We start from the raw sequence: 19,664 nt of genomic DNA, 5'->3' as shown, positions 1-19,664 counted from the left end.
ACGGGGGGGAGGCAATCAGTGTTTACACAGGAGCTGCTCCAGTTCGCTTAACGAGGTCACCGTCCAGTCCGGCTCGAGGTCCGCCGGCAGCTCGCGCTGATGCGCATTGAGCCAGCAGGTCGCCAGTCCGGCGTTCACGCCGCCGCGAATATCCGACTCGGCGGTATCACCGACCATCAGCACCCGCGAGCGCGGTGGGTTACCCGCCTGCGCCAGCGCATAATCGAAAATACGCGCGTCCGGCTTGGCGACACCCACCTGTTCAGAAATAATCAGCAAATCAAAGTGATCGCGTAAACCTGTCCGCTCCAGACGAGTCTGCTGCAGCGAGGTAAAGCCGTTGGTGATGATGCCCATTCTGACCTTGCCCTGCAACGCGTTGAGCAGCGAGACCGCGCCCGGCAACGGGGCACAGATTTCCGCCATCGCATTCATAAACGCGTCGTTGAGTTCCCCGGGCGGCACATTCAAACGTTCCGCCCAGCTGTCAAAACGCTGGTGCTGCAGCTGCAGCGAGGTGATGGCGCCGTTTTGGTAATCCACCCATAGCGGCTTGTTCACGGCCTGATAGTCCTGAAAATCTTCGGCGGTAAAGGTCACGCTGTAGTCGAGAAACATCCGCTGCAAGCCGCTGAAAGAATCAAACGTAAACAGCGTTTCATCGGCATCAAAGAAAATCCAGTCCCATTTCATCGTATCACCTTGTGTTACATACTGATTGGCAGAGCCATAATAATGGCGTCTTCGCGTCCGTCGGTCGTAGGATAGTAGTTGCGGCGGATGGTTGCCTCATTGAAGCCTACGCTCTCATACAGCGCGATGGCGGCAACGTTGGATGCTCGCACCTCCAGCCACAGCGTGACGACGCCGAGTTTTTCGACTTCATCAATGACATGCTCCAGCAGCGCTCGCCCCAGGCCGCGGCGCTGGTACGCGGGATCGACGGCGATATTGAACAGCGTCGCCTCATCCAGCACCACTTGCGTAATGGCGAAAGCCGCCATTTCGCCATCTACCGATAGCTGATAGTTGCGATAGCGCTCCCCCTGGTTACTGGCCAGAGTCTGTTCGCTCCACGGGAAAGCGTGGGCGCGTTTTTCGATGTGCCAGGCTTTGGTTAAATCAGCCGTGCTGAGGGTAGAAATCGTGTTCATGTGCGCAGATTTGTTGCCAGAGCGCCCTGCGAGCCGGCGCGCTGGTCTGGAGTTCATCAAAAGCGGGGGTGGACACCTGGGCGCCCGCCAGCGGCAGCGACGCCTCTGTGCCCAACCGCCAGCTGTTGCAGCGGCTGTCCTGCGGCAGCATCGCCACCCGCTCCGGAGTCAGCTGCAGGACCTGATCTGGCGTCACGGCCAGCGCGCGTAATATGTCGCCAATCAGCGGCTCTGTCAGCGACGGCGGGGTTTCCGCCACCATCACCAGACGAATATGTTCAGGAAGCGAGATAGCGATTTCGCCCTGCAACGCCCCCGGTCGGCGCAGCGACCACTGGGTAATGCCCAGCTGCTGTAATTGCCAGTCTCGTCGGGATGTCATAGCGAAACACTCCTGTTAAACAAGCGCGCAATATAGCAAATCCGTCGTATCTGCGCCAACAAACTACTATAATCGGCGCCAGTCTTAATGAAGGAGTGTTTCATGTCCGCTTTTACCCCGGCAAGTGAAGTCTTGCTGCGCCACAGTGATGATTTCGAGTCCGCCCGCGTTCTGTTTGCCGGTGACCTGCAGGATGACCTGCCTGCGCGTCTGGATACCGCGGCCAGCCGCGCCCACACCCAACAGTTCCACCACTGGCAGGTCCTCAACCGCCAGATGGGTGACACCGTCCGTTTTAGCTTAGTGGCTGAGGCCGCTGACGTCGCCGAATGCGACACCCTGATCTACTACTGGCCAAAGAACAAACCAGAGGCGCAGTTCCAGCTGATGAACCTGCTCTCTCTGCTGCCGGTGGGAAGCGACATTTTCGTCGTCGGTGAAAACCGCAGCGGCGTCCGCAGCGCGGAGCAGATGCTGGCTGAATACGCGCCATTAAACAAAGTGGATAGCGCCCGCCGCTGTGGCCTCTATCATGGCCGTCTGGAAAAGCAGCCGACCTTCGACGCCGACGCATTCTGGGGCGAATACACACTGGATAATCTGACGATTAAAACCCTGCCGGGCGTCTTCAGCCGCGACGGTCTGGACGTCGGCAGCCAGCTGCTGCTCTCCACCCTCGAGCCGCATACCAAAGGGAAAGTGCTGGACGTCGGCTGCGGCGCGGGCGTGCTGGCCGCCGCGCTGGCCAGCCATTCACCGAAAGTGCGCCTCACCCTGTGCGACGTCAGCGCCCCGGCGGTCGAAGCCAGCCGCGCGACGCTTGCCGCCAACGGCCTGGCTGGCGATGTGTTTGCCAGCAACGTCTTCTCCGAGGTCAATGGTCGCTTCGACATGATCATCTCCAACCCGCCATTCCATGACGGCCTGCAGACCAGTCTCGAAGCCGCCCAGGCGCTGATCCGCGGCGCGGTTCGCCATCTGAACAGCGGCGGCGAGCTGCGCATTGTCGCCAACGCCTTCCTGCCGTATCCGCAGGTGCTGGATGAGACGTTCGGCTTCCATGAGGTGATCGCCCAGACCGGGCGCTTTAAGGTCTATCGCACCATCATGACGCGTCAGGCGAAAAAATAATCGTCTTTTCACGCCGGCGGCCCGCTCCTGGTACCGCTGGCGCTTCCCGCGGGCAAATCCGCCCATTTTTGCAGCAATCGATACAACCTGCATAATTAACTATTGACGTGTCGCCGAAAACCACTAGAATGCGCCTCCGTGGTAACGATACTTTCAGAGTATCGATGGTATGCGAAGGTGGCGGAATTGGTAGACGCGCTAGCTTCAGGTGTTAGTGTCCTTACGGACGTGGGGGTTCAAGTCCCCCCCCTCGCACCATAATCCACGAAGATATTGCTCGCACTGGGCGAAGGTGGCGGAATTGGTAGACGCGCTAGCTTCAGGTGTTAGTGTCCTTACGGACGTGGGGGTTCAAGTCCCCCCCCTCGCACCAACGAGGCAATATCTCAAAGAAAGAATACTGTGCGAAGGTGGCGGAATTGGTAGACGCGCTAGCTTCAGGTGTTAGTGTCCTTACGGACGTGGGGGTTCAAGTCCCCCCCCTCGCACCAATATTCTTCCCTCTCCCGGCATTATCCTCTCAGTTTAATATCCACAATCATCAGCATTATTCCGCCGATCAACGCGACACACGATGGCAGCAGGATAAAATGGCGCAATTGACGATGCCAGATCATCGCCGCGGACATCAGCATGCCCACCGCGACCAGTACCCGCCATACGTCAGCCGACACTCCGGCATACCCGAGAGCGACAATTAGCGCGCCGGGAATCATCACTCCCCAGCCGCTTCCTAATGCTCGCTGCAGCATGGTTTCACCTCTCACAACGATAATGATAACCAATGTCATATGATAATCTTTATCATTTGTCATTTGCGACGTGCTCTGCCCCTTTTTCTTTACGTTCGCGGTAATGACATACATTCATGAAGGTGATAAATTAAGCGGATTATCGATATATATTAAATATTTTGCTTATTTTGCAAATAACCTTTTTTTGCACATTGTTATCAGACTCTTCATTTTTGGCTTTCATCATTTTGAAATTTAACGACTAATAATGATTCTTCCGATATGACTGCACAAACCTGGCGAGCACACTACGCACAAAAATATCAATATTCCTTACGGCTTTTTTTACTGCTTAATTTCATTTCTTCCTCGCTGTCGCTGGTCACCCCCCTATTTACGGTAGTTCGTTTTACGCTGCCCTGCGCCCTGATCGTCGTCTGCAGCGGGCTGCTGCTGCTCTGGCACTGGAAATGGCCGCAATCGAAAATAAATATTCCCACTATCTCGTTGTTATTTGGCATGCTATGGGCATGGCACGTAGTGACAAAAGCGATGCTATTGACACCGCCGCATTTTAACTATCTGGTGATCGCCCTATTAAGCATTCTGTTTATCGGCACCATCGCTTTTTCCAATAATATCACTGCCTTTACCCTCCACTCTTTACCAACTTTCCTTGCCTGCCTGATAATGGCGGAGGGGGAACAATGGTTGCGTATGACTTACTGCTTTATGCTGCCTATAGCCGGTATTACCCTGCAAAATATTATCCAGAAGCGCAGCGATGCCTTTACGCAGGGTTTAATGGATAAACTGATGCATGAACGCAATACGCTCAACGATCTCAGTATGCTCGATCCCCTGACCGGTTTGTATAATCGCCGCGGACTGCAGAACCGCCTCGATACCCTGCTGGCGCTGGACGGCGACAACCACTACGTGCTGCTCCTCGATATCGATCACTTCAAGGCCTATAACGATCACTATGGTCATATGATGGGTGACCAGGCGCTTATTCGCGTCTCAGCTGCCATTCGCAACGCTGTACGCTCACGCGATATTGTCGCCCGCTTTGGTGGAGAGGAGTTTATGGTGCTGCTGACCAATAGCAGCGAAGAAACGGCCTGGAAGACAGCCGAACGTATACGTCAGCGGGTCTATGACCTGAAGATCCCGCATATGTTTAATGAAAGCGTCGCCACCAACGTCACCATCAGTATTGGCCTGACGCCGCTCATTAATGACAACATTGAACAAGCGCTGGCGCGCGCCGACGGCGCACTCTATGAGGCCAAAAATAAAGGCCGCAACATTATTCTTGCCAGTTGACCTGCGCGCGCTGCGACATCGCGGCGCCGATAAAAGCCTTGCCATGCCGCCTGCAAGCAACTAATATCAGTAATCATTATCATTTAGATTTGTATCTGGAAATCGAATGGCCTGGCGTTCCCTTCCTCTCAGCGATGAACTTATCTGGCGGGCTCCTTTGCCGACGGCTGAGCATGCCCTGGCGGAGAGTATTCGGGAAAAAATCGCCACCCTGCGTCCACACCTGCTTGATTTCCTGCGACTTGACGAACCCGCCCCACGGCACGCGTTAACGCTTGCCGAATGGTCGCAACCCATCGCCTTGCGCTCCCTGCTGGCCACCTGGTCCGATCATATCTATCGTCATCAGCCGACGCTGCCTCGGGAACACAAGCCTCTGCTCTCGCTCTGGGCGCAATGGTATATCGGTCTGCTGGTGCCGCCGCTGATGCTGGCGCTGCTCAATGAGCCGCAAGGCCTCAGCCTGGCGCCAGAACATTTCCATGTCGAATTTCATGAAAGCGGCCGGGCGGCCTGCTTCTGGATTGATGTGCATAGCGATGCCGATATCGAGAGGCTTTCACCGCAGGCGCGAATGGATGCCCTGGTAACGCGCACCCTGCAGCCGGTTGTTGAGGCGCTGGCAGCGACGGGCGAAATCAATAGCAAACTTATCTGGAGCAATACCGGCTATCTGATTAACTGGTATCTTGGGGAAATGCGCGCGCTGCTGGGTGATGAGCGGCTTGCCGCGCTACGTCAGCACTGTTTTTTTGAAAAACAACTCGCCGATGGCCAGGATAACCCGCTGTGGCGAACGGTGATGCTGCGTGAAGGGCAGTTAGTCCGACGCACCTGCTGTCAGCGCTATCGCCTGCCGGATGTCCAACAGTGCGGCGACTGTACGCTTAAATAATTACCACTTACCTGAAAAGTAACGGGCGGCCTTTACCGCCCGTTGCTATTTATGCGGTCTGTTGACTCTCATGCTCCGCCCGCTCGGCCTCTTCCGCTTCCTGAGCAAGCAGCTGTTTCTCATATACCTTAAAGAATGGGAAGTAGATGATTGCCGACACGCAGGCCAGAACAATGACCAGAATCGCCGCCCGGAAATCCCAGCCCAGCGCCCAGGCGCCGCCAATTGGCGCCGGCGCCGTCCATGGTACGACGGAGATGACGCGGCCAATCAGATCCAGCTTCATTGCCGCCCAGGCCAGTACCGCGTTCACCATCGGCGCCAGCAGGAACGGAATAAAGAACACTGGGTTCATAACGATAGGCGTCCCAAAGATCACCGGCTCGTTGATATTGAACAGGCTTGGCACCACGCTCAAACGACCAATGGAGCGCAAATGCGCTGAACGGCTGCGCAGATAACAGAACACCAGTCCCATGGTCGCCCCGGAACCTCCGACCACGATAAAGAAGGTCCAGAACGCCTCCATAAAGATATGCGGCAGAGGCGCGCCCTGGGCCAGCGCCTGCTGGTTCATACCGAGGTTAGTCAGCCAGAACATCTGCAGCATCCCGGACACGATCGCCGCACCGTGGATCCCGGCAAACCACAGCAGGTGGCCGATCAGCACCGCCAACAGAATTGCCGGCAGAGAGTCGGCTGCCGAAACCAGCGGCTTGAAAATGGCCATAATGGCCTGCGGGATCAGCATGTCAAAATGGTGCTGGATAAACAGGCTCAGCGGATAGAGCGTCAGCACGACCACCAGCACCGGGATCAACAGATCAAACGAGTTTTTGATCATCGGCGGAACCTGGTCCGGCAAGCGGATCCCAATGTTGTGCGCTTTCAAGAAACGCATCATCTCCACGCAGTAGATCGCCACCAGGATGGCGGTAAAGATCCCGGTCCCCCCGAGGCTATCCACCGGCAGCGTGCCATTGGTCTTCGGCGCGGCAATCAGCAAAAAGGCCATGATCGACAGCATTGCGCACATAAAGGGATCGAGCTGATTGGATTTCTCGTAATGCTTACCGAGGTTATAGGAGATTGCCGCGCAAATGTAGATCGACATGATCCCCATCGTCATATCAAAGGGGGTCAGAATACGCCCCTCAAACTCTTTCGCCAGATCCAGCCAGGCGCGGGCAAAACCCCAAGTGGTATCCGGTGAGAACGGTGGATAAGCAAACACTAACAGGAACGATCCGACGATCATAAACGGCATCGCTGAGATAAATCCGTCACGAATAGCCATGACGTGGCGCTGCGACGAGATCCGCCCTGCTATGGGGCTTATGTAATTTTCTACAAAGCGAAATATCAAATTAAACGCAGCATGGTTAGCAGACATAGTAGCCCTCCTGACAGGCTATTGATACTGGCCCAACAACGATTACCCTGCCGTTACGATGACCGCTTTTTGACGCAGCAGGCCGCTGGCGGATGTGCAACCGGCTATACTGCTCATGAGGCAACGATTCATACACGGCTCTTTTGTTATAAATAAAAGGAGAAGTGACTGTTCCAGTATTCATCTCAATGCAGATAACCGCAACCGGTTACAGTAACCGGTTACGGCGATTGTGAAGGAGATCTACAAAATAGAAAGAATCTGGATTGTCCGCGCTGATATTTACACTCCGCCAGGCTTGTGACAGATTTAACCAGGCTTAAATCAGGAGAATCCAATGAGTCTGCAGTCTGTACGGCAGTTTTTTGCCGAACACGCCCCCGATATCGAAATTATTGAGTTAAATCAGAGTACCGCCACCGTCGCACTTGCCGCTGCCGCACACAACGTTGAGCCGGGGCAAATTGCCAAAACGCTGTCGCTCAAGATCAAAGATAAGATTGTACTGATCGTCGCCAGGGGCGATGCGCGGCTGGATAATAAAAAGCTGAAAGAGACCTTTGGCGCGAAAGCACGCATGCTAAGCAGCGATGAAGTGGTTACCTGGACCGGTCATCCGGTCGGCGGCGTTTGCCCGTTTGGTCTGGAAAATCCGCTGGCAGTCTACTGCGACGTCTCTCTCAGACATTATCAGGAAGTACTACCCGCAGCGGGAGCCATCCATAGCGCGGTTCGCATTGAACCAGAACGCATGGCGCAGCTCACCGATGCAACATGGGTAGATGTGTGTTTATAGCCGCATTACGCTACCTGTTTAACGGCGCTGGTCGTACTATTGAGCGGTAAATGCAACAGGATATCCGCCGCGTTTAATAAACCAATGTCTGAGCGAACTCCGAGCTTGGTCATGGCGTTAAACTTATGCGCGCGGATCGTTTTAATATTCCGGTTGAGCTGTATCGCAATATCAGAAAGCGAATATCCCCACGACATATACCGAAGGATGGCGTGCTCCGTCGGGCTTAGCGGATCGTTGCACGCCTCTCTGTCGCAAAATTGTTCGCTGCCGCTGAGATGATGATTGTCCAGTAGCTGCAGCAAACGCTCCTGTAGCCCGCGTCGCGGCGCGGATTTATTCAGTATGCCGTGCAAACAGGCCGGCATAAGATGGCCGATCAGGTGCATTTCACTTTCATTATTAGCCAGAATAATCGTTTGGACTTCCGGCCGGCACCGCGCCATTTCATGAACAAAGAGCAGGCTCTCGGCTCGTGAAGAACGACTTCCCGAAAGAGAAAAAATAATGGTTGACCAGGGAAACGGTATTTCCGCCGCCCTGAGCATACTGACATTTTTAAACAGATGAATATGATAACGGCGATTATCTTCACGACTAAAGATATAGCGCCATGCCATTTCCGTCATCACGCATTTTTCTACGATGGCGACATGGCGGGTTGTACTATTTTTTTCCATTCCATTTGCTCCCCGTAAGCTGAATTGATATTCAGCTCTTGCATTCCCTGCGCGCTGTTGATCCAGGCATACATTTCAGCGTTGCTGCGTAGAGATAAGCGACGCATTGCGCTGTTTTTCTGCGCGCTGATCGTCTTATTACTCTTTTTCAACAGCGCGGCGATCTGGTTTATTCCCCACCCCTTCGCCAGAAGGCGCAGAACTTTACGCTCTGAAAGAGTGAGCATCGCCGCAGAGTGGTAGCTTGCGAAATCGCTGTCCTCATCCCCGGCAAACAGCGTACGGCTAATCTGTTCAGCCGCACGGCTACCGGCGCAAATCACCTCAATCAGCCGGTTAACCGGCTCGCTCTCGGAGATCAACGAGCTTTCAGGACGAATTAATAGCTCAACGGCCAACGGATAGAGGCTGTCGCTGACCATAAAAACCCAGTGAATATCACGGTACTGAGTCATGAGGGAGTAATAACGCTCGCAGACGGCTCGGGGGTGCGCAATCTCGCCGGAGATATCCGCGACAACCAGCACCGCCCGCCGCAGTTGTAAAAGGGTGAGCTCATCATGAGAACGACAAAAACTCAGTTCGTAATCAGGGAGGTTCTCATTGAAGATCACCTTTAACCCTGATTGCATGACGGGAATTTTACTAATAACGACGCCAAACTTACCTTGTCCTGGTAACATAACACCTCCGCTTCCTGTCGAAGTTCCTTCGCTTGCCTGCAAACGATCGGCGAGCGACTTTATCGCCATATCATTTCCTGGATGAATATTAAAATCATATTCATGGCCTGCGCACACGATATACGTAACGACCGAACCGTGGTCATACCGTGTAAAATATTATTGCCGTGTATACTTGCGATTAATATTAACACAGACGTTCCTGCGCTAATAAATTAGAAAAGATAAAAACATTATTTAGTAAATATAATTTCAGTACTGAACATTATGAAGCATTATCTTTAATTGTTTCTCTAAATGCTTTGGGTGACATACCGCTATAGCGACGGAAAAAACGCGAAAAATAGGCTGCATCGCTAAACCCCAAATAATCAGAGAGTTGTGTAATCGTCATGCGGGTGTACTGCAGATTGCGTCGCGCTTCAAGCATCAACCGCTGATGCAATACTCCAAGAGCGCTACAGCCATAAAACTCACGACTTAAATAATTTAAGTGCGTAACCGACAGTCCAATCAGCTTCGCATACTCCGCCAACGGGAGATGCTGTCGGTAGTGGCTCTCGATAAGGCGGGCGAAGTGGCGCATCATGCTGCGCTTCCGCTCCGCTTTATCTTCCGCGGGGGACGCGGGATGGCACTGTCGGTTCAGCCAGACCAACAGCGTCCCCAGCAGCGAATAGAGCATCATTTCTCGCGCATCGTGCTCTTCGCAATACTCCTCGCGAAGCGCTGAAAACAGCGTATGCATGCGCCCGCGAGAACGGCCCACCGGCACACACTGCGGCACGCTAAGCACATCCAGAGGGCGACCGAACTGATTTTCAAACCGGCTCAGCAGCGGCAGCGCCAGAGAGAGCACAAACCCTTGCGTCCCGGGTGAAAAATTAAACCCGTGAATACAGAGGGCGGGAACCACCTGGATGCAGGACTCCGTCATCACCGCGGTGGCGCCTTCAATTTCGATCTCCGCCCGCCCCTGATGCAGATAGAGAAGCTGGACCATTTCCGCATGCTGATGGACGCGAATATGCCACTGATACAGGCTGCTGCGCTGTAAAATCGACTCACAGTGCAGCAGGTCCGGCGTCGGCCAGCCGCACTCTTCGCCATACAGCTTAAATACGGGCACGGTTTGAACGAACGGCATGATGACTCCTCTTAATTCAGGCGACACGCTCCATGGGCAAGCCCACGTAGTTTTCCGCGATGGTGGTCAGCCCGGCGCGCGAGCCCAGATAGTAGCGGCGGTCGGCGGCCTGCATTTTAGCGTCGAACGCGTTCTGATCCGGAAAATCATGCAGCAGGCGGGTCATAAACCAGCTAAAGCGTTCCCCTTTCCAGACCCGATCCAGCGCCAGTTGCGAGTAGGCCGCCAGCAGATCGCTGCGGCCACGATGGTAGTATTCGCGCAGAATCCGCCACAGATAGTTCACGTCCGATGCCGCCAGATTTAATCCTTTCGCCCCGGTTGGCGGAACGATATGCGCCGCATCCCCTACCAGGAACAACCGCCCATATTGCATCGGCTCCACGACGAAGCTACGCAGGGGGGCAATGCTCTTCTCAAGTGAGTGACCAGTCACTAACCTGGATGCCAGCTCCTCCGGCAAGCGGCTTTTCAGCTCCTGCCAGAAGCGCTCGTCCGACCATGCTTCAACCTTATCGCTCAGCGGAACCTGCAGATAATAGCGGCTGCGGGTCAGTGAGCGTTGACTGCACAATACAAACCCCCGCTGATGGTGCGCATAAATAAGCTCCGGATTGACCGGCGGCGTATCCGCCAGCAGGCCTAGCCAGCCAAACGGCCACACGCTCTCGTAGGTCTGCAAAATGCCAGCTGGAATACTTTGCCGCGATACGCCGTGGAAACCGTCGCAACCGGCAATAAAATCGCACTCCAGACGGCAGGTTTCCCCTTCGCTGAGGTAGGTGATCGTCGGCCGGTCGCTTTTGGCGTCATGGATAGCCACCTCGCTCACGCCATAGACGATCGGCGCGCCGCTGGCGGCCCGGGCAGCCATCAGATCGCGGGTGACTTCGGTCTGGCCATAAACCATTACGCTCTTACCGTCGGTTAGCTCGCTCAGTGCGACGGGCACCCGCTGGCCGTCAAACAGAAACTCCACCCCATGATGCACCAGGCCTTCGGCATCCATCCGCTGCGCCACGCCCGCTTCGCGCAGCAGATCAACGGTACCGCTTTCCAGAATTCCCGCGCGGATGCGCCCCAGCACATACTGCGGCGTTTGACGCTCAAGGATCACGGTATGGATCCCGGCGTTGTGCAGCAACTGCCCCAGCAGCAGCCCGGAGGGGCCCGCGCCAATAATCGCGACCTGTGTCTTCATAGGGATGTCTCACTCTTGCAAGGTTAATTATTTGTATAATTTTTGTTTAATAAAAGTGCTTTTCTGCATTTTTGATAAGTCAGTGGGGAAAAAGAAGGGATGAATGGCGACAAAAATTGCACTTTTCACCAAACTGGCAAAAGTGTGGGATGCTTCAAATTCTGCCGCCCCGCAGACCGGGAATTTTTGCACATTATTTGATCCCACCCCTCTCAGCCGCCACTGCGCTTCAGGTTAAAGTATCGGCAGATACCAGGCGTCGTGAACATTAGAGGAAGTATGCAGGTTGATCGGACACAGCAGCGGGCAATCACACGTTTATGCATCCAGTGTGGTCTTTTTCTGTTACAGCACGGCGCCGAGAGTGCGCTGGTGGAGGAACTGTCAACACGTCTCGGGCTGGCGTTGGGGATGGACAGCGTTGAAAGCGCCATCTCTTCGAATGCCATCGTCCTGACCACCATTAAAAATGGCGAATGTCTTACCTCTACGCGCAAAAATGTCGATCGCGGCATTAATATGCATGTGGTGACGGAAGTGCAGCACATTGTGATCCTCGCCGAGCATAAGCTGCTGGACTATCGCGACGTCGAGAAGCGTTTTGCGCAGATCGTTCCCCTGCGCTATCCGCGCTGGCTGCTGGTGCTGATGGTGGGTCTTTCCTGCGCCTGTTTCTGCAAACTGAATAACGGCGGTTGGGATGGGGCGCTGGTCAGCTTCTGCGCCAGCACGGTAGCCATGTACATTCGCCAGGTGCTGACCCATCGCTCCATGCATCCGCAGCTCAACTTCTGCATCACCGCCTTTGTCGCCACCACCATCTCCGGGCTGCTGCTGCGCCTCCCGGCGTTTGCCAGCACGCCGACCATTGCCATGGCCGCCAGCGTCCTGCTGCTGGTCCCGGGTTTTCCATTAATCAATGCCGTCGCCGATATGTTTAAAGGGCATATCAATACCGGACTCGCCCGCTGGGCGATTGCCAGCCTGCTAACCCTCGCCACCTGCATTGGCGTGGTGATGGCCATGACCGTATGGGGGCTGCGCGGATGGGCATAATCTCATTTATTTTTGCGCTGGCGGAAGACATGCTGCTGGCGGCGATCCCCGCCGTCGGGTTTGCGATGGTCTTTAATGTCCCTCAGCGCGCTCTGCGCTGGTGCGCGCTGCTGGGGGCGATTGGCCATGGCTCGCGTATGATCATGATGAGCGCCGGTTTTAACATTGAATGGGCCACCTTTCTCGCCGCTCTGCTGGTGGGCAGCATTGGCATTCAATGGTCGCGCTGGTATCTGGCGCATCCGAAGATTTTTACCGTCGCCGCCGTGATCCCGATGTTTCCTGGCATCTCAGCCTACACGGCGATGATTTCCGCGGTAAAAATCAGTCATTTTGGCTATTCGGAAGAGATGATGATTTTGCTGCTGAGCAATTTTTTAAAGGCCTCTTCGATTGTGGGCGCCCTTTCGATTGGCCTGTCGATACCCGGCCTGTGGCTGTATCGTAAGCGTCCTCGCGTCTAACCCCGACGTCGCGGTTAATCCGCGACGCTCCTTCCGCGATGGCCTCTGTGCTACTATGTGCAGATCACCCCACTCTTTGCAGTTCAGAGTTGAGATAGAGTTATGTCTTCGCGAATTTTAACCTCCCATTTTAGCGGCCTGGAAGAGTTCCTCCAGCAGCACGCGGCGCTGCTGGCAAAATCGACTGACGGCACCGTTGCCGTTTTTGCCAATAACGCGCCGGCATTCTATGCGCTGACGCCAGCGCGGCTGGCGCAACTGCTGGAGCTGGAAGCCAGGCTGGCGCGCCCCGGCAGCGACATCGCGCTTGACCCGCAGTTTTTCGAGGAGCCCGCCGCGGCGCCGGTTGCGGTGCCGATGGGCAAATTTGCTATGTACGCCGGGTGGCGGCCTGACGCCGATTTTCAGCGCCTGGCCGCGCTGTGGGGCATTGCCCTGAGCCAGCCGGTTACCCCCGAAGAGCTGGCCGCTTTCGTCGCTTACTGGCAGGCGGAAGGTAAAGTCTTTCACCACGTGCAGTGGCAGCAGAAGCTGGCGCGTAGCGTGCAAATCAGCCGCGCCAGCAACGGCGGACAGCCGAAGCGCGATGTGAACAGCGTTAGCGAACCCGACAGCCATATTCCGCGAGGTTTCCGAGGATGAGCATGAAAAACGTTGGCGACCTGATGAAACGCCTGCAGAAAATGATGCCGGCACATATTGAACCGGCGTTTAAAACCGGCGAAGAGCTGCTGGCCTGGCAAAAAGAGCAAGGCCGGCTGCGTTCCGAAGCGCTGGAGCGAGAGAATCGCGCGATGAAAATGCAGCGCACCTTCAACCGCTCGGGGATCCGACCGCTGCATCAGAACTGCTCCTTTGATAACTATCGCGTCGAGTGCGAGGGGCAGATGAATGCGCTCGCCCGGGCGCGCCAGTACGTGGAAGAGTTCGATGGCAATATCGCCAGCTTTATCTTCTCCGGTAAACCGGGCACTGGCAAAAACCACCTGGCGGCAGCCATTTGCAACGAACTGCTGCTGCGCGGGAAGTCGGTCTTAATCATCACTGTGGCCGATATTATGTCGGCGATGAAAGATACCTTCGGCAACCGGGAAACGAGCGAAGAACAGTTGCTTAACGACCTCAGCATGGTCGACCTGCTGGTGATCGATGAAATTGGTATGCAGACAGAGTCTCGCTATGAAAAGGTCATTATCAATCAGATAGTTGACCGGCGCTCATCCTCCAAACGACCTACCGGGATGCTCACCAACAGCAATATGGAAGAGATGAACAAACTGCTCGGCGAGCGGGTGATGGACCGTATGCGGCTCGGCAACAGCCTGTGGGTTATCTTCAATTGGGAAAGTTACCGGCACCGCGTTACAGGCAAGGAGTATTAAGAGATTTCCGGGCGACGACGGCGTTATACTAAAGCGATTATTCAGTCACGCTTATGAGTCCGTCTATGAAATCGTTTAAAAATAGCGTTGTTGCCGCGCTTGCCGTTAGCGCGTTTACCCTCTCTGGCGCCCACGCCGCCTCCTGGCAGGATTCCCTTAACAGCGCTGCCAGCCAGCTCAGCGGCAGTAACGCCCAGGCCAGCGGCGGCATGTCCGTCTCCTCGCTAACCAGCCTGCTTAACGGCAGCAGCCAATCCCTGACCGCCAGCAGCATGAATAATGCGGCCGGGATCCTGTCATATTGCGCGAAACAGAAGCTGGCCTCCGTGACCAGCGCCGATAACGTCAAAAATCAGGTGCTGGATAAACTGGGGCTTAGCACGCCGGAAAAACAAAAACAGGACACCAGCTATCTGGATGGCCTGCAGGGGCTGCTCAACAGCAAAAACGGCCAGCAGTTGGACCTGAATACGCTCGGCAATAGCTCGCTGGCGAAACAGGTAAAAACCAAAGCCTGCGATCTGGTCTTAAAACAGGGTGTTAATTTCCTCTCCTGATCCTGACTGACAAGGCCGCATTTGTTGCCTTCGCGGCGGCGCCGCGGCCTGAAACGCTTTTTTTTGCAGTTTTCCTGTTCCGTTTTCCCATTTCACCCGATGCGATGCCGATCAAAAAAGGCAACTTCTAAACCAATTCTGAATAACTGCACACTTTCATGACGCTAGAATTGCAGCAAGATGGCACTGCAATTACAGTGGGGCTTGAAAAGTAATCTGTTCTGCCAGCCGATAACTGGCATTAATGAGGATGAGCTGTGTCAGAGTTGTTATCCATCGCCTTATTTTTAGCTTCGGTGGTGCTGTATGCCTGGAAAGCGGGTCGTAACACCTGGTGGTTTGCCGCCACGCTCACGGTGTTAGGCCTGTTCGTGGTGCTGAATATCACCCTCTACGCCAGTGACTACTTCACCGGCGACGGCATCAACGACGCGGTACTCTACACTCTGACCAACAGCCTGACCGGCGCCGGGATCGGCAAATATATACTGCCGGGGGTCGGCGTGGCCGTCGCACTGGTCGCCGTCTTTGGCGCCCTCGGCTGGGTGCTGCGCCGCCGTCGGCATCATCCTCATCACGTCGGTTACAGCCTGGCGGCGCTACTGCTGGCGCTGGCCTCCGTTGATGCCAGCCCGGCCTTCCATCAGATCAGCGAGCTGGTGAAATCCCAGTCACGCGAGGGCGATCCAGACTTTGCCGCGTATTATAAAGAGCCGTCGAAGCAAATCGACAATCCGCAGCTGAACCTGGTCTATATCTATGGCGAAAGTCTCGAGCGCACCTATTTTGATAACGACGCCTTCCCCAACCTCACCCCTGAGCTTGGCAGAATTAAAGCTGAGGCCATTGATTTCAGCAATACCATGCAGCTGCCGGGGACCGATTACACTATCGCCGGCATGGTCGCCTCACAGTGCGGCATTCCGCTGTTCGCGCCGTTCGAAGGTAATGCCTCAGCCTCAGTCTCCAGCTTCTTTCCACAGAATATTTGCCTTGGCGATATTCTGAAGAACTCCGGTTACGAGAATTACTTTGTGCAGGGGGCTAACCTGCGCTTTGCCGGCAAAGACGTGTTTCTTAAATCCCACGGCTTCGATCATCTGTACGGGGCGGAAGAGCTAAAAACTACGGTGGCGGATCCTACCTACCGCAACGACTGGGGCTTCTATGACGACACTGTGCTCGACGAGACCTGGAAAAAATTCGAAGAGCTGTCGCAGTCCGGGAAACGCTTCTCGCTCTTCGCCCTGACGGTGGATACCCACCATCCCGACGGTTTTATCTCACGCACCTGCGAGCGTAAACGCTATGATGTGGACGGCAAGAAAAACCTCTCTTTCAGCGCCGTTAGCTGCAGTCAGGAACATATCGCCGCGCTGATAGAGAAGATTAAAGCCTCACCCTATTTCAAAAACACGGTCATCGTGGTCTCTTCCGATCACCTGGCCATGAAGAACAGCGCCTGGGATTATCTCAACAAGCACGATCGCAGCAATCTGTTCTTCGTCCTGCGCGGCGATAAACCGCAGCAGGAGACCCTGGCGGTGAAACGCAACACCATGGATAACGGCGCGACGGTGCTGGATATTCTCGGCGGCGATAACTATATCGGCCTCGGGCGTAGCAGCCTCTCCGGCCAGTCGCTCTCCGGTATTTTCATGAATATGAAAGAGAAAGTCCTGGCATGGAAGCCTGACGTGATCCGCCTGTGGAATTTCCCCAAAGAAATGAAGAATTTCACCATCGACTCGCAGAAAAATATGATCGCTTTCTCCGGCAGCCATTTCCGTCTGCCGCTGCTGCTGCGGGTATCTGACCAGCGCGTAGAACCGCTGCCGGAGAGTGAATACTCTGCGCCGCTGCGCTTCCAGCTGGCCGATTTCGCGCCACGGGATAATTTCGTGTGGGTCGATCGCTGCTATAAAATGGGCCAGCTGTGGTCGCCTGAGCTGGCGCTCTCCACCGACTGGTGCGTCTCGCAGGGACAGCTGGGGGGTGAGCAGAAGGTCCAGCACGTTGATAAGCCACAGTGGCACGGCAAGACCGCCTTCAGGGACACCCTTATCGATATGGAGCGCTATAAGGGCAACGTCGATACGCTGAAAATTGTCGACAACGATATTCGCTATAAGGCCGACAGCTTCGTGTTTAACATCGCTGGCGCCCCGGAAGAGGTTAAACAGTTCAGCGGTATTTCGCGTCCCGAGTCGTGGGGGCGGTGGTCCAATGCTCAGTTGGGCAGCGACGTGAAGATTGAATATAAAGAGCCGCTACCGGAGAAATTTGATCTGGTGATCACCGCCAAAGCTTATGGCCCAAACGCCAATAAGCCGATTCCGGTGCGAGTTGGAGAAAGTAAGCAAGTGCTCACTCTGGATAATGACGTGACTACCACGACGCTGCATTTTGACAACCCAACGCGCAGCAACACGCTGATCATCACCCCGCCGGACCCGCAAACCACTAACGAGGGCAATATCCTCGGCCACTCCCCGCGTCAGTTGGGGATCGGCATGGTGGAGATCAAAGTGGTGAAAAGCGAAGGCTAACGCAATCCTGCCCGGCGGATTTTCGCGCCGGGCAGCGGTTGTCGTGGCAGGACGTTAACCACACAGCGGCTGTAGTTCATCAGCCGACAGTCCGGTGATCTTCTGTACCATCTCTTTGTCGAGGCCATTCTGTAACATACTGCCGGCAATGCGCAGCGCCTCGCGTCGGCTGCCTTCCTGCAAGCCCTCCAGGTGCCCTTCTTCCCGGCCTTCTTCCCGACCTTCCTGCTTAAGCTTTTGCGCGATAGACATCAATGTCTCCTCATACTGTGGCAGACGGCGGGCCAGCCGGCGGAGAAACACGCCCGGCTCGGCCGTATTACCGTACTGCAGCATATAGTGAAACAGCATTCTCAACTGCCGACGGTTAGTGTATCCCAGCATCACAACGGCCGCCAACGACTCCGTTATGCCGCTGAGATCGCGCTGGCGAATATGTTTTTGCATCAGCTCCAGCAAGGCGACTCGCCGATGTTGCACGATGTCATCGTCCGGCATCACCGTCACGTCGATCAATGGAAACGGACAGCCATACAGCGTCTTCGCCAGCTGCGGGTCGGCAAATTCATCCAGCCAGTTGAGGGAAAAAGGATACGGACTGGTTGCACCGTGATAAAAAAGCATCGGCACCACCAGCGGCAGCGTTTTGTGCCCGGCATCCAGGTGGCGCTGCATTGCGGCAATCGCATAGCGCATCAGGCGAAAGGCCATATGGCTATCCGGTGAGCTCTGGTGCTCTATCACCACGTAAACATACCCCGTGCCGCAGGTGGTCTGCACCGACCAGAGGACATCTGAATACCAGGCGCGCAGATCCTCATCGATAAAGCTCGCCGACTGCAGCCTCAGGGTAGAGAAATCGCACCGCTGACGGATCGCTTCGGGAAGGTAGAGGGTGAGGAAATCAGTCGCTGTCTCCGGGTGACGAAGAAATCGCTTAAAGACCGCATCGTGCGGCGTCGAGGTCATCCGTTTTTTCATGGCCATCCGCTTGCCTGAAAGAGAAGGTAAGCCGGACTCTATCACCGGTTTTTACCCGGTTGGGTTTGACGACAATTTTCTGGGAAGCGCCTCGGAGAATAGCATGGCGGCCAGCCCGGCTGGCCGCCATCAACACGGCTTAGTAATCAAACTGCCGGTAGTAACGGCGGATATTGAGGTCGTGGCCGGTATGGTGTTCAAAGTGGGCCGCCAGCCGGTCCACCAGCAGGGTGGACACCACGCACGGCGCCATAATCCAGCGGAACGCGTCATCAATGCCGTTCAGCGGATAGTCGCGCGGATCGATAACCACCAGATGGTCAGTTATTTTTTCGGCAAAACGCTCGACGCGTTCGTCCAGCGCCCGGCATCTCCCCTCGCCTTTCACCAGAAACAGCGGAACCTCTTTTTCCAGCAGCTCCAGGGTGCCGTGGAAAAATTCAGCGGAGCTCACCGACTTCGTCCGCTTCCACTGCATCTCTTCGAGAATACACATTGAGAACAGATAGACCTCGCCCCACATTTCCGCGCCGCCAATCCACATCATATAGTCGCAGTCATGGTATTGCGCGGCAATGCTATCCGCTCGGGGATCGAACTGGCGTTTCGCCTGCAGGAGATTTTCCGGCAGTAACTCGAGCTGGCTGGCAAATCGCGCATAATCAGCAAACTCGCCGTGACGAAAAATGACGCGGAAGAATAACCAGTACAGCAGCATATATTCATATTCCACGCCATTTTTGTGGCACATCGGAATATGCCAGCTGGCGGCGGCAGCCAATGGCGAGTCGGCGTGACGAGTAATAGCCACCACGCGGATCCCCTGTGCCTTGCACCATTCGGCAATGGCGACCGACTCTTTGGTATCGCCGGATTTAGATAACGTAACGACAACCGCATCTTTATTTAATTTTTTATGTCCGCGATGGATTAACTCCGCGGCCTGTTCAAGATATACCGGCACGCTGGTTAATTCTTTGGCAAATTCATTAATTGCCATCATCGGCGCCAGGGAACCACCTACCGAAGCAAAAAATAATGCGCTACAGCCGCTGTCATAAATATCGTCGGCTACGGTTTCAGCCTGTTTACGCGCAGCGATGATCTCGCGAGCACTGGTCAGGTACTCGTCCTGATTAAAACCCAACAT

The 19,664-nt window shown here is 55.1% G+C and carries 23 protein-coding genes and 3 tRNA genes; 15 read left to right on the top strand and 11 right to left on the bottom strand.

What is annotated here, in order from left to right; genetic code table 11:
- Nucleotides 1–15: 15 nt before the first annotated feature.
- The 3 genes from yjjG to HMPREF1024_RS07860 are packed head-to-tail and all read right to left on the bottom strand — an operon-like array spanning nt 16 to nt 1,536.
- A complete protein-coding gene (gene yjjG / locus HMPREF1024_RS07850) occupies nt 16–693 on the bottom strand; it encodes a pyrimidine 5'-nucleotidase (protein WP_004146044.1) in 678 nt (225 codons plus the stop codon).
- A gap of 14 nt (nt 694–707) precedes the next feature.
- A complete protein-coding gene (rimI, locus tag HMPREF1024_RS07855; RefSeq protein ID WP_009309163.1) occupies nt 708–1,154 on the bottom strand; it encodes a ribosomal protein S18-alanine N-acetyltransferase in 447 nt (148 codons plus the stop codon).
- Nucleotides 1,123–1,536 (bottom strand): DNA polymerase III subunit psi, encoded by a 414-nt coding sequence (locus HMPREF1024_RS07860; protein ID WP_004146046.1) that lies wholly within the window; start codon nt 1,534–1,536, stop codon nt 1,123–1,125. The genes rimI and HMPREF1024_RS07860 overlap by 32 nt, the downstream gene beginning before the upstream one ends.
- A gap of 102 nt (nt 1,537–1,638) precedes the next feature.
- On the opposite strand from HMPREF1024_RS07860, the gene rsmC reads away from it, so the two are divergent.
- From rsmC to HMPREF1024_RS07880, 4 genes are all read left to right on the top strand, one after another.
- Nucleotides 1,639–2,667 (top strand): 16S rRNA (guanine(1207)-N(2))-methyltransferase RsmC, encoded by a 1,029-nt coding sequence (gene rsmC / locus HMPREF1024_RS07865; protein ID WP_004177499.1) that lies wholly within the window; start codon nt 1,639–1,641, stop codon nt 2,665–2,667.
- Between the two features lie 171 nt (nt 2,668–2,838).
- A tRNA-Leu gene (locus HMPREF1024_RS07870) sits at nt 2,839–2,925 on the top strand.
- A gap of 28 nt (nt 2,926–2,953) precedes the next feature.
- A tRNA-Leu gene (locus HMPREF1024_RS07875) sits at nt 2,954–3,040 on the top strand.
- A gap of 31 nt (nt 3,041–3,071) precedes the next feature.
- A tRNA-Leu gene (locus HMPREF1024_RS07880) sits at nt 3,072–3,158 on the top strand.
- 21 nt (nt 3,159–3,179) lie between these two features.
- Here HMPREF1024_RS07880 and HMPREF1024_RS0127055 read toward each other — a convergent pair.
- On the bottom strand, nt 3,180–3,419 hold the full coding sequence (locus HMPREF1024_RS0127055; protein ID WP_002887654.1) for a DUF1435 domain-containing protein: 240 nt from the start codon (nt 3,417–3,419) through the stop codon (nt 3,180–3,182).
- 70 nt (nt 3,420–3,489) lie between these two features.
- On the opposite strand from HMPREF1024_RS0127055, the gene HMPREF1024_RS31400 reads away from it, so the two are divergent.
- From HMPREF1024_RS31400 to fhuF, 3 genes are all read left to right on the top strand, one after another.
- On the top strand, nt 3,490–3,660 hold the full coding sequence (locus HMPREF1024_RS31400) for a hypothetical protein (protein ID WP_004221147.1): 171 nt from the start codon (nt 3,490–3,492) through the stop codon (nt 3,658–3,660).
- Between the two features lie 23 nt (nt 3,661–3,683).
- Nucleotides 3,684–4,730 carry a GGDEF domain-containing protein gene (locus HMPREF1024_RS07885; protein ID WP_002887653.1) on the top strand — a complete coding sequence of 349 codons (1,047 nt, stop codon included), beginning with the start codon at nt 3,684–3,686 and terminating at the stop codon, nt 4,728–4,730.
- 106 nt (nt 4,731–4,836) lie between these two features.
- The gene (fhuF, locus tag HMPREF1024_RS07890) at nt 4,837–5,625 is read left to right on the top strand and encodes a siderophore-iron reductase FhuF (RefSeq protein WP_004177501.1); all 789 of its coding nucleotides are present in this window, start codon (nt 4,837–4,839) and stop codon (nt 5,623–5,625) included.
- Between the two features lie 49 nt (nt 5,626–5,674).
- On the opposite strand, the gene HMPREF1024_RS07895 is transcribed toward fhuF, so the two are convergent.
- Entirely contained in the window at nt 5,675–7,018 is a 1,344-nt protein-coding gene (locus HMPREF1024_RS07895; RefSeq protein ID WP_004146052.1) for a PTS cellobiose transporter subunit IIC, read from the bottom strand.
- 337 nt (nt 7,019–7,355) lie between these two features.
- Here HMPREF1024_RS07895 and HMPREF1024_RS07900 point away from each other — a divergent pair, with 337 nt between their 5' ends.
- On the top strand, nt 7,356–7,814 hold the full coding sequence (locus HMPREF1024_RS07900) for a YbaK/EbsC family protein (RefSeq protein ID WP_004151383.1): 459 nt from the start codon (nt 7,356–7,358) through the stop codon (nt 7,812–7,814).
- Between the two features lie 5 nt (nt 7,815–7,819).
- Here the strand turns inward: HMPREF1024_RS07900 and bglJ are convergent, their stop codons facing one another.
- The 4 genes from bglJ to pobA all read right to left on the bottom strand — a co-directional run bounded on the left by bglJ (nt 7,820) and on the right by pobA (nt 11,525).
- Complete coding sequence (gene bglJ / locus HMPREF1024_RS07905) at nt 7,820–8,494, bottom strand: DNA-binding transcriptional activator BglJ (protein ID WP_002887647.1); 675 nt, start codon at nt 8,492–8,494, stop codon at nt 7,820–7,822.
- Nucleotides 8,455–9,177: a LuxR C-terminal-related transcriptional regulator gene (locus tag HMPREF1024_RS07910; protein WP_002887645.1), complete on the bottom strand. Its 723-nt coding sequence runs from the start codon at nt 9,175–9,177 to the stop codon at nt 8,455–8,457. The genes bglJ and HMPREF1024_RS07910 overlap by 40 nt, the downstream gene beginning before the upstream one ends.
- 265 nt (nt 9,178–9,442) lie before the next feature.
- The gene (locus tag HMPREF1024_RS07915) at nt 9,443–10,324 is read right to left on the bottom strand and encodes a helix-turn-helix domain-containing protein (protein ID WP_009309161.1); all 882 of its coding nucleotides are present in this window, start codon (nt 10,322–10,324) and stop codon (nt 9,443–9,445) included.
- A 16-nt stretch (nt 10,325–10,340) separates the two neighbouring features.
- On the bottom strand, nt 10,341–11,525 hold the full coding sequence (gene pobA, locus HMPREF1024_RS07920) for a 4-hydroxybenzoate 3-monooxygenase (protein ID WP_004146953.1): 1,185 nt from the start codon (nt 11,523–11,525) through the stop codon (nt 10,341–10,343).
- 103 nt (nt 11,526–11,628) lie between these two features.
- Here pobA and HMPREF1024_RS31980 point away from each other — a divergent pair, with 103 nt between their 5' ends.
- The 7 genes from HMPREF1024_RS31980 (at nt 11,629) to opgB (ending at nt 17,533) form a co-directional block, all read left to right on the top strand.
- The gene (locus HMPREF1024_RS31980) at nt 11,629–11,763 is read left to right on the top strand and encodes a hypothetical protein (protein WP_254910869.1); all 135 of its coding nucleotides are present in this window, start codon (nt 11,629–11,631) and stop codon (nt 11,761–11,763) included.
- A gap of 41 nt (nt 11,764–11,804) precedes the next feature.
- On the top strand, nt 11,805–12,581 hold the full coding sequence (locus HMPREF1024_RS07925) for a threonine/serine exporter ThrE family protein (RefSeq protein ID WP_009309160.1): 777 nt from the start codon (nt 11,805–11,807) through the stop codon (nt 12,579–12,581).
- Nucleotides 12,572–13,045: a threonine/serine exporter gene (locus HMPREF1024_RS07930; RefSeq protein ID WP_002887631.1), complete on the top strand. Its 474-nt coding sequence runs from the start codon at nt 12,572–12,574 to the stop codon at nt 13,043–13,045. The genes HMPREF1024_RS07925 and HMPREF1024_RS07930 overlap by 10 nt, the downstream gene beginning before the upstream one ends.
- Before the next feature lie 102 nt (nt 13,046–13,147).
- Nucleotides 13,148–13,687 carry a primosomal protein DnaT gene (gene dnaT / locus HMPREF1024_RS07935; protein WP_004178536.1) on the top strand — a complete coding sequence of 180 codons (540 nt, stop codon included), beginning with the start codon at nt 13,148–13,150 and terminating at the stop codon, nt 13,685–13,687.
- Nucleotides 13,688–13,689: 2 nt separating this feature from the next.
- A complete protein-coding gene (dnaC, locus tag HMPREF1024_RS07940; protein WP_002887623.1) occupies nt 13,690–14,427 on the top strand; it encodes a DNA replication protein DnaC in 738 nt (245 codons plus the stop codon).
- 65 nt (nt 14,428–14,492) lie between these two features.
- Nucleotides 14,493–14,984, top strand: a complete 492-nt coding sequence (locus tag HMPREF1024_RS07945) for a DUF2501 domain-containing protein (protein ID WP_004177504.1) — start codon at nt 14,493–14,495, stop codon at nt 14,982–14,984.
- Between the two features lie 257 nt (nt 14,985–15,241).
- Nucleotides 15,242–17,533: a phosphatidylglycerol--membrane-oligosaccharide glycerophosphotransferase gene (gene opgB, locus HMPREF1024_RS07950; RefSeq protein WP_009309159.1), complete on the top strand. Its 2,292-nt coding sequence runs from the start codon at nt 15,242–15,244 to the stop codon at nt 17,531–17,533.
- Between the two features lie 54 nt (nt 17,534–17,587).
- Here the strand turns inward: opgB and HMPREF1024_RS07955 are convergent, their stop codons facing one another.
- Both HMPREF1024_RS07955 and HMPREF1024_RS07960 read right to left on the bottom strand, forming a co-directional pair.
- Entirely contained in the window at nt 17,588–18,520 is a 933-nt protein-coding gene (locus HMPREF1024_RS07955) for an Rpn family recombination-promoting nuclease/putative transposase (RefSeq protein ID WP_020802805.1), read from the bottom strand.
- Nucleotides 18,521–18,653: 133 nt separating this feature from the next.
- Nucleotides 18,654–19,664, bottom strand: a complete 1,011-nt coding sequence (locus tag HMPREF1024_RS07960) for an SIS domain-containing protein (protein ID WP_004178531.1) — start codon at nt 19,662–19,664, stop codon at nt 18,654–18,656.

The organism is Klebsiella sp. 4_1_44FAA (genome assembly GCF_000238715.1).
GTDB lineage: Bacteria > Pseudomonadota > Gammaproteobacteria > Enterobacterales > Enterobacteriaceae > Klebsiella > Klebsiella pneumoniae.
The sequence above is the reverse complement of the archived record's forward strand: the minus strand, read 5'-3'. Positions and strand labels throughout refer to the sequence as shown.

What these genes read in the sequence shown, in the direction of transcription:
- HMPREF1024_RS07955 (WP_020802805.1), bottom strand. Translation starts at nt 18,520, where the DNA reads ATGGCCATGAAAAAACGGATGACCTCGACGCCGCACGATGCGGTCTTT.
- yjjG (WP_004146044.1), bottom strand. Translation starts at nt 693, where the DNA reads ATGAAATGGGACTGGATTTTCTTTGATGCCGATGAAACGCTGTTTACG.
- HMPREF1024_RS07860 (WP_004146046.1), bottom strand. Translation starts at nt 1,536, where the DNA reads ATGACATCCCGACGAGACTGGCAATTACAGCAGCTGGGCATTACCCAG.
- HMPREF1024_RS31980 (WP_254910869.1), top strand. Translation starts at nt 11,629, where the DNA reads ATGGCGACAAAAATTGCACTTTTCACCAAACTGGCAAAAGTGTGGGAT.
- rsmC (WP_004177499.1), top strand. Translation starts at nt 1,639, where the DNA reads ATGTCCGCTTTTACCCCGGCAAGTGAAGTCTTGCTGCGCCACAGTGAT.
- HMPREF1024_RS07910 (WP_002887645.1), bottom strand. Translation starts at nt 9,177, where the DNA reads ATGTTACCAGGACAAGGTAAGTTTGGCGTCGTTATTAGTAAAATTCCC.
- rimI (WP_009309163.1), bottom strand. Translation starts at nt 1,154, where the DNA reads ATGAACACGATTTCTACCCTCAGCACGGCTGATTTAACCAAAGCCTGG.
- dnaT (WP_004178536.1), top strand. Translation starts at nt 13,148, where the DNA reads ATGTCTTCGCGAATTTTAACCTCCCATTTTAGCGGCCTGGAAGAGTTC.
- pobA (WP_004146953.1), bottom strand. Translation starts at nt 11,525, where the DNA reads ATGAAGACACAGGTCGCGATTATTGGCGCGGGCCCCTCCGGGCTGCTG.
- HMPREF1024_RS07960 (WP_004178531.1), bottom strand. Translation starts at nt 19,664, where the DNA reads ATGTTGGGTTTTAATCAGGACGAGTACCTGACCAGTGCTCGCGAGATC.
- fhuF (WP_004177501.1), top strand. Translation starts at nt 4,837, where the DNA reads ATGGCCTGGCGTTCCCTTCCTCTCAGCGATGAACTTATCTGGCGGGCT.
- HMPREF1024_RS07900 (WP_004151383.1), top strand. Translation starts at nt 7,356, where the DNA reads ATGAGTCTGCAGTCTGTACGGCAGTTTTTTGCCGAACACGCCCCCGAT.
- HMPREF1024_RS07895 (WP_004146052.1), bottom strand. Translation starts at nt 7,018, where the DNA reads ATGTCTGCTAACCATGCTGCGTTTAATTTGATATTTCGCTTTGTAGAA.
- dnaC (WP_002887623.1), top strand. Translation starts at nt 13,690, where the DNA reads ATGAAAAACGTTGGCGACCTGATGAAACGCCTGCAGAAAATGATGCCG.
- HMPREF1024_RS07915 (WP_009309161.1), bottom strand. Translation starts at nt 10,324, where the DNA reads ATGCCGTTCGTTCAAACCGTGCCCGTATTTAAGCTGTATGGCGAAGAG.
- HMPREF1024_RS0127055 (WP_002887654.1), bottom strand. Translation starts at nt 3,419, where the DNA reads ATGCTGCAGCGAGCATTAGGAAGCGGCTGGGGAGTGATGATTCCCGGC.
- HMPREF1024_RS07945 (WP_004177504.1), top strand. Translation starts at nt 14,493, where the DNA reads ATGAAATCGTTTAAAAATAGCGTTGTTGCCGCGCTTGCCGTTAGCGCG.
- HMPREF1024_RS07885 (WP_002887653.1), top strand. Translation starts at nt 3,684, where the DNA reads ATGACTGCACAAACCTGGCGAGCACACTACGCACAAAAATATCAATAT.
- HMPREF1024_RS07930 (WP_002887631.1), top strand. Translation starts at nt 12,572, where the DNA reads ATGGGCATAATCTCATTTATTTTTGCGCTGGCGGAAGACATGCTGCTG.
- bglJ (WP_002887647.1), bottom strand. Translation starts at nt 8,494, where the DNA reads ATGGAAAAAAATAGTACAACCCGCCATGTCGCCATCGTAGAAAAATGC.
- HMPREF1024_RS07925 (WP_009309160.1), top strand. Translation starts at nt 11,805, where the DNA reads ATGCAGGTTGATCGGACACAGCAGCGGGCAATCACACGTTTATGCATC.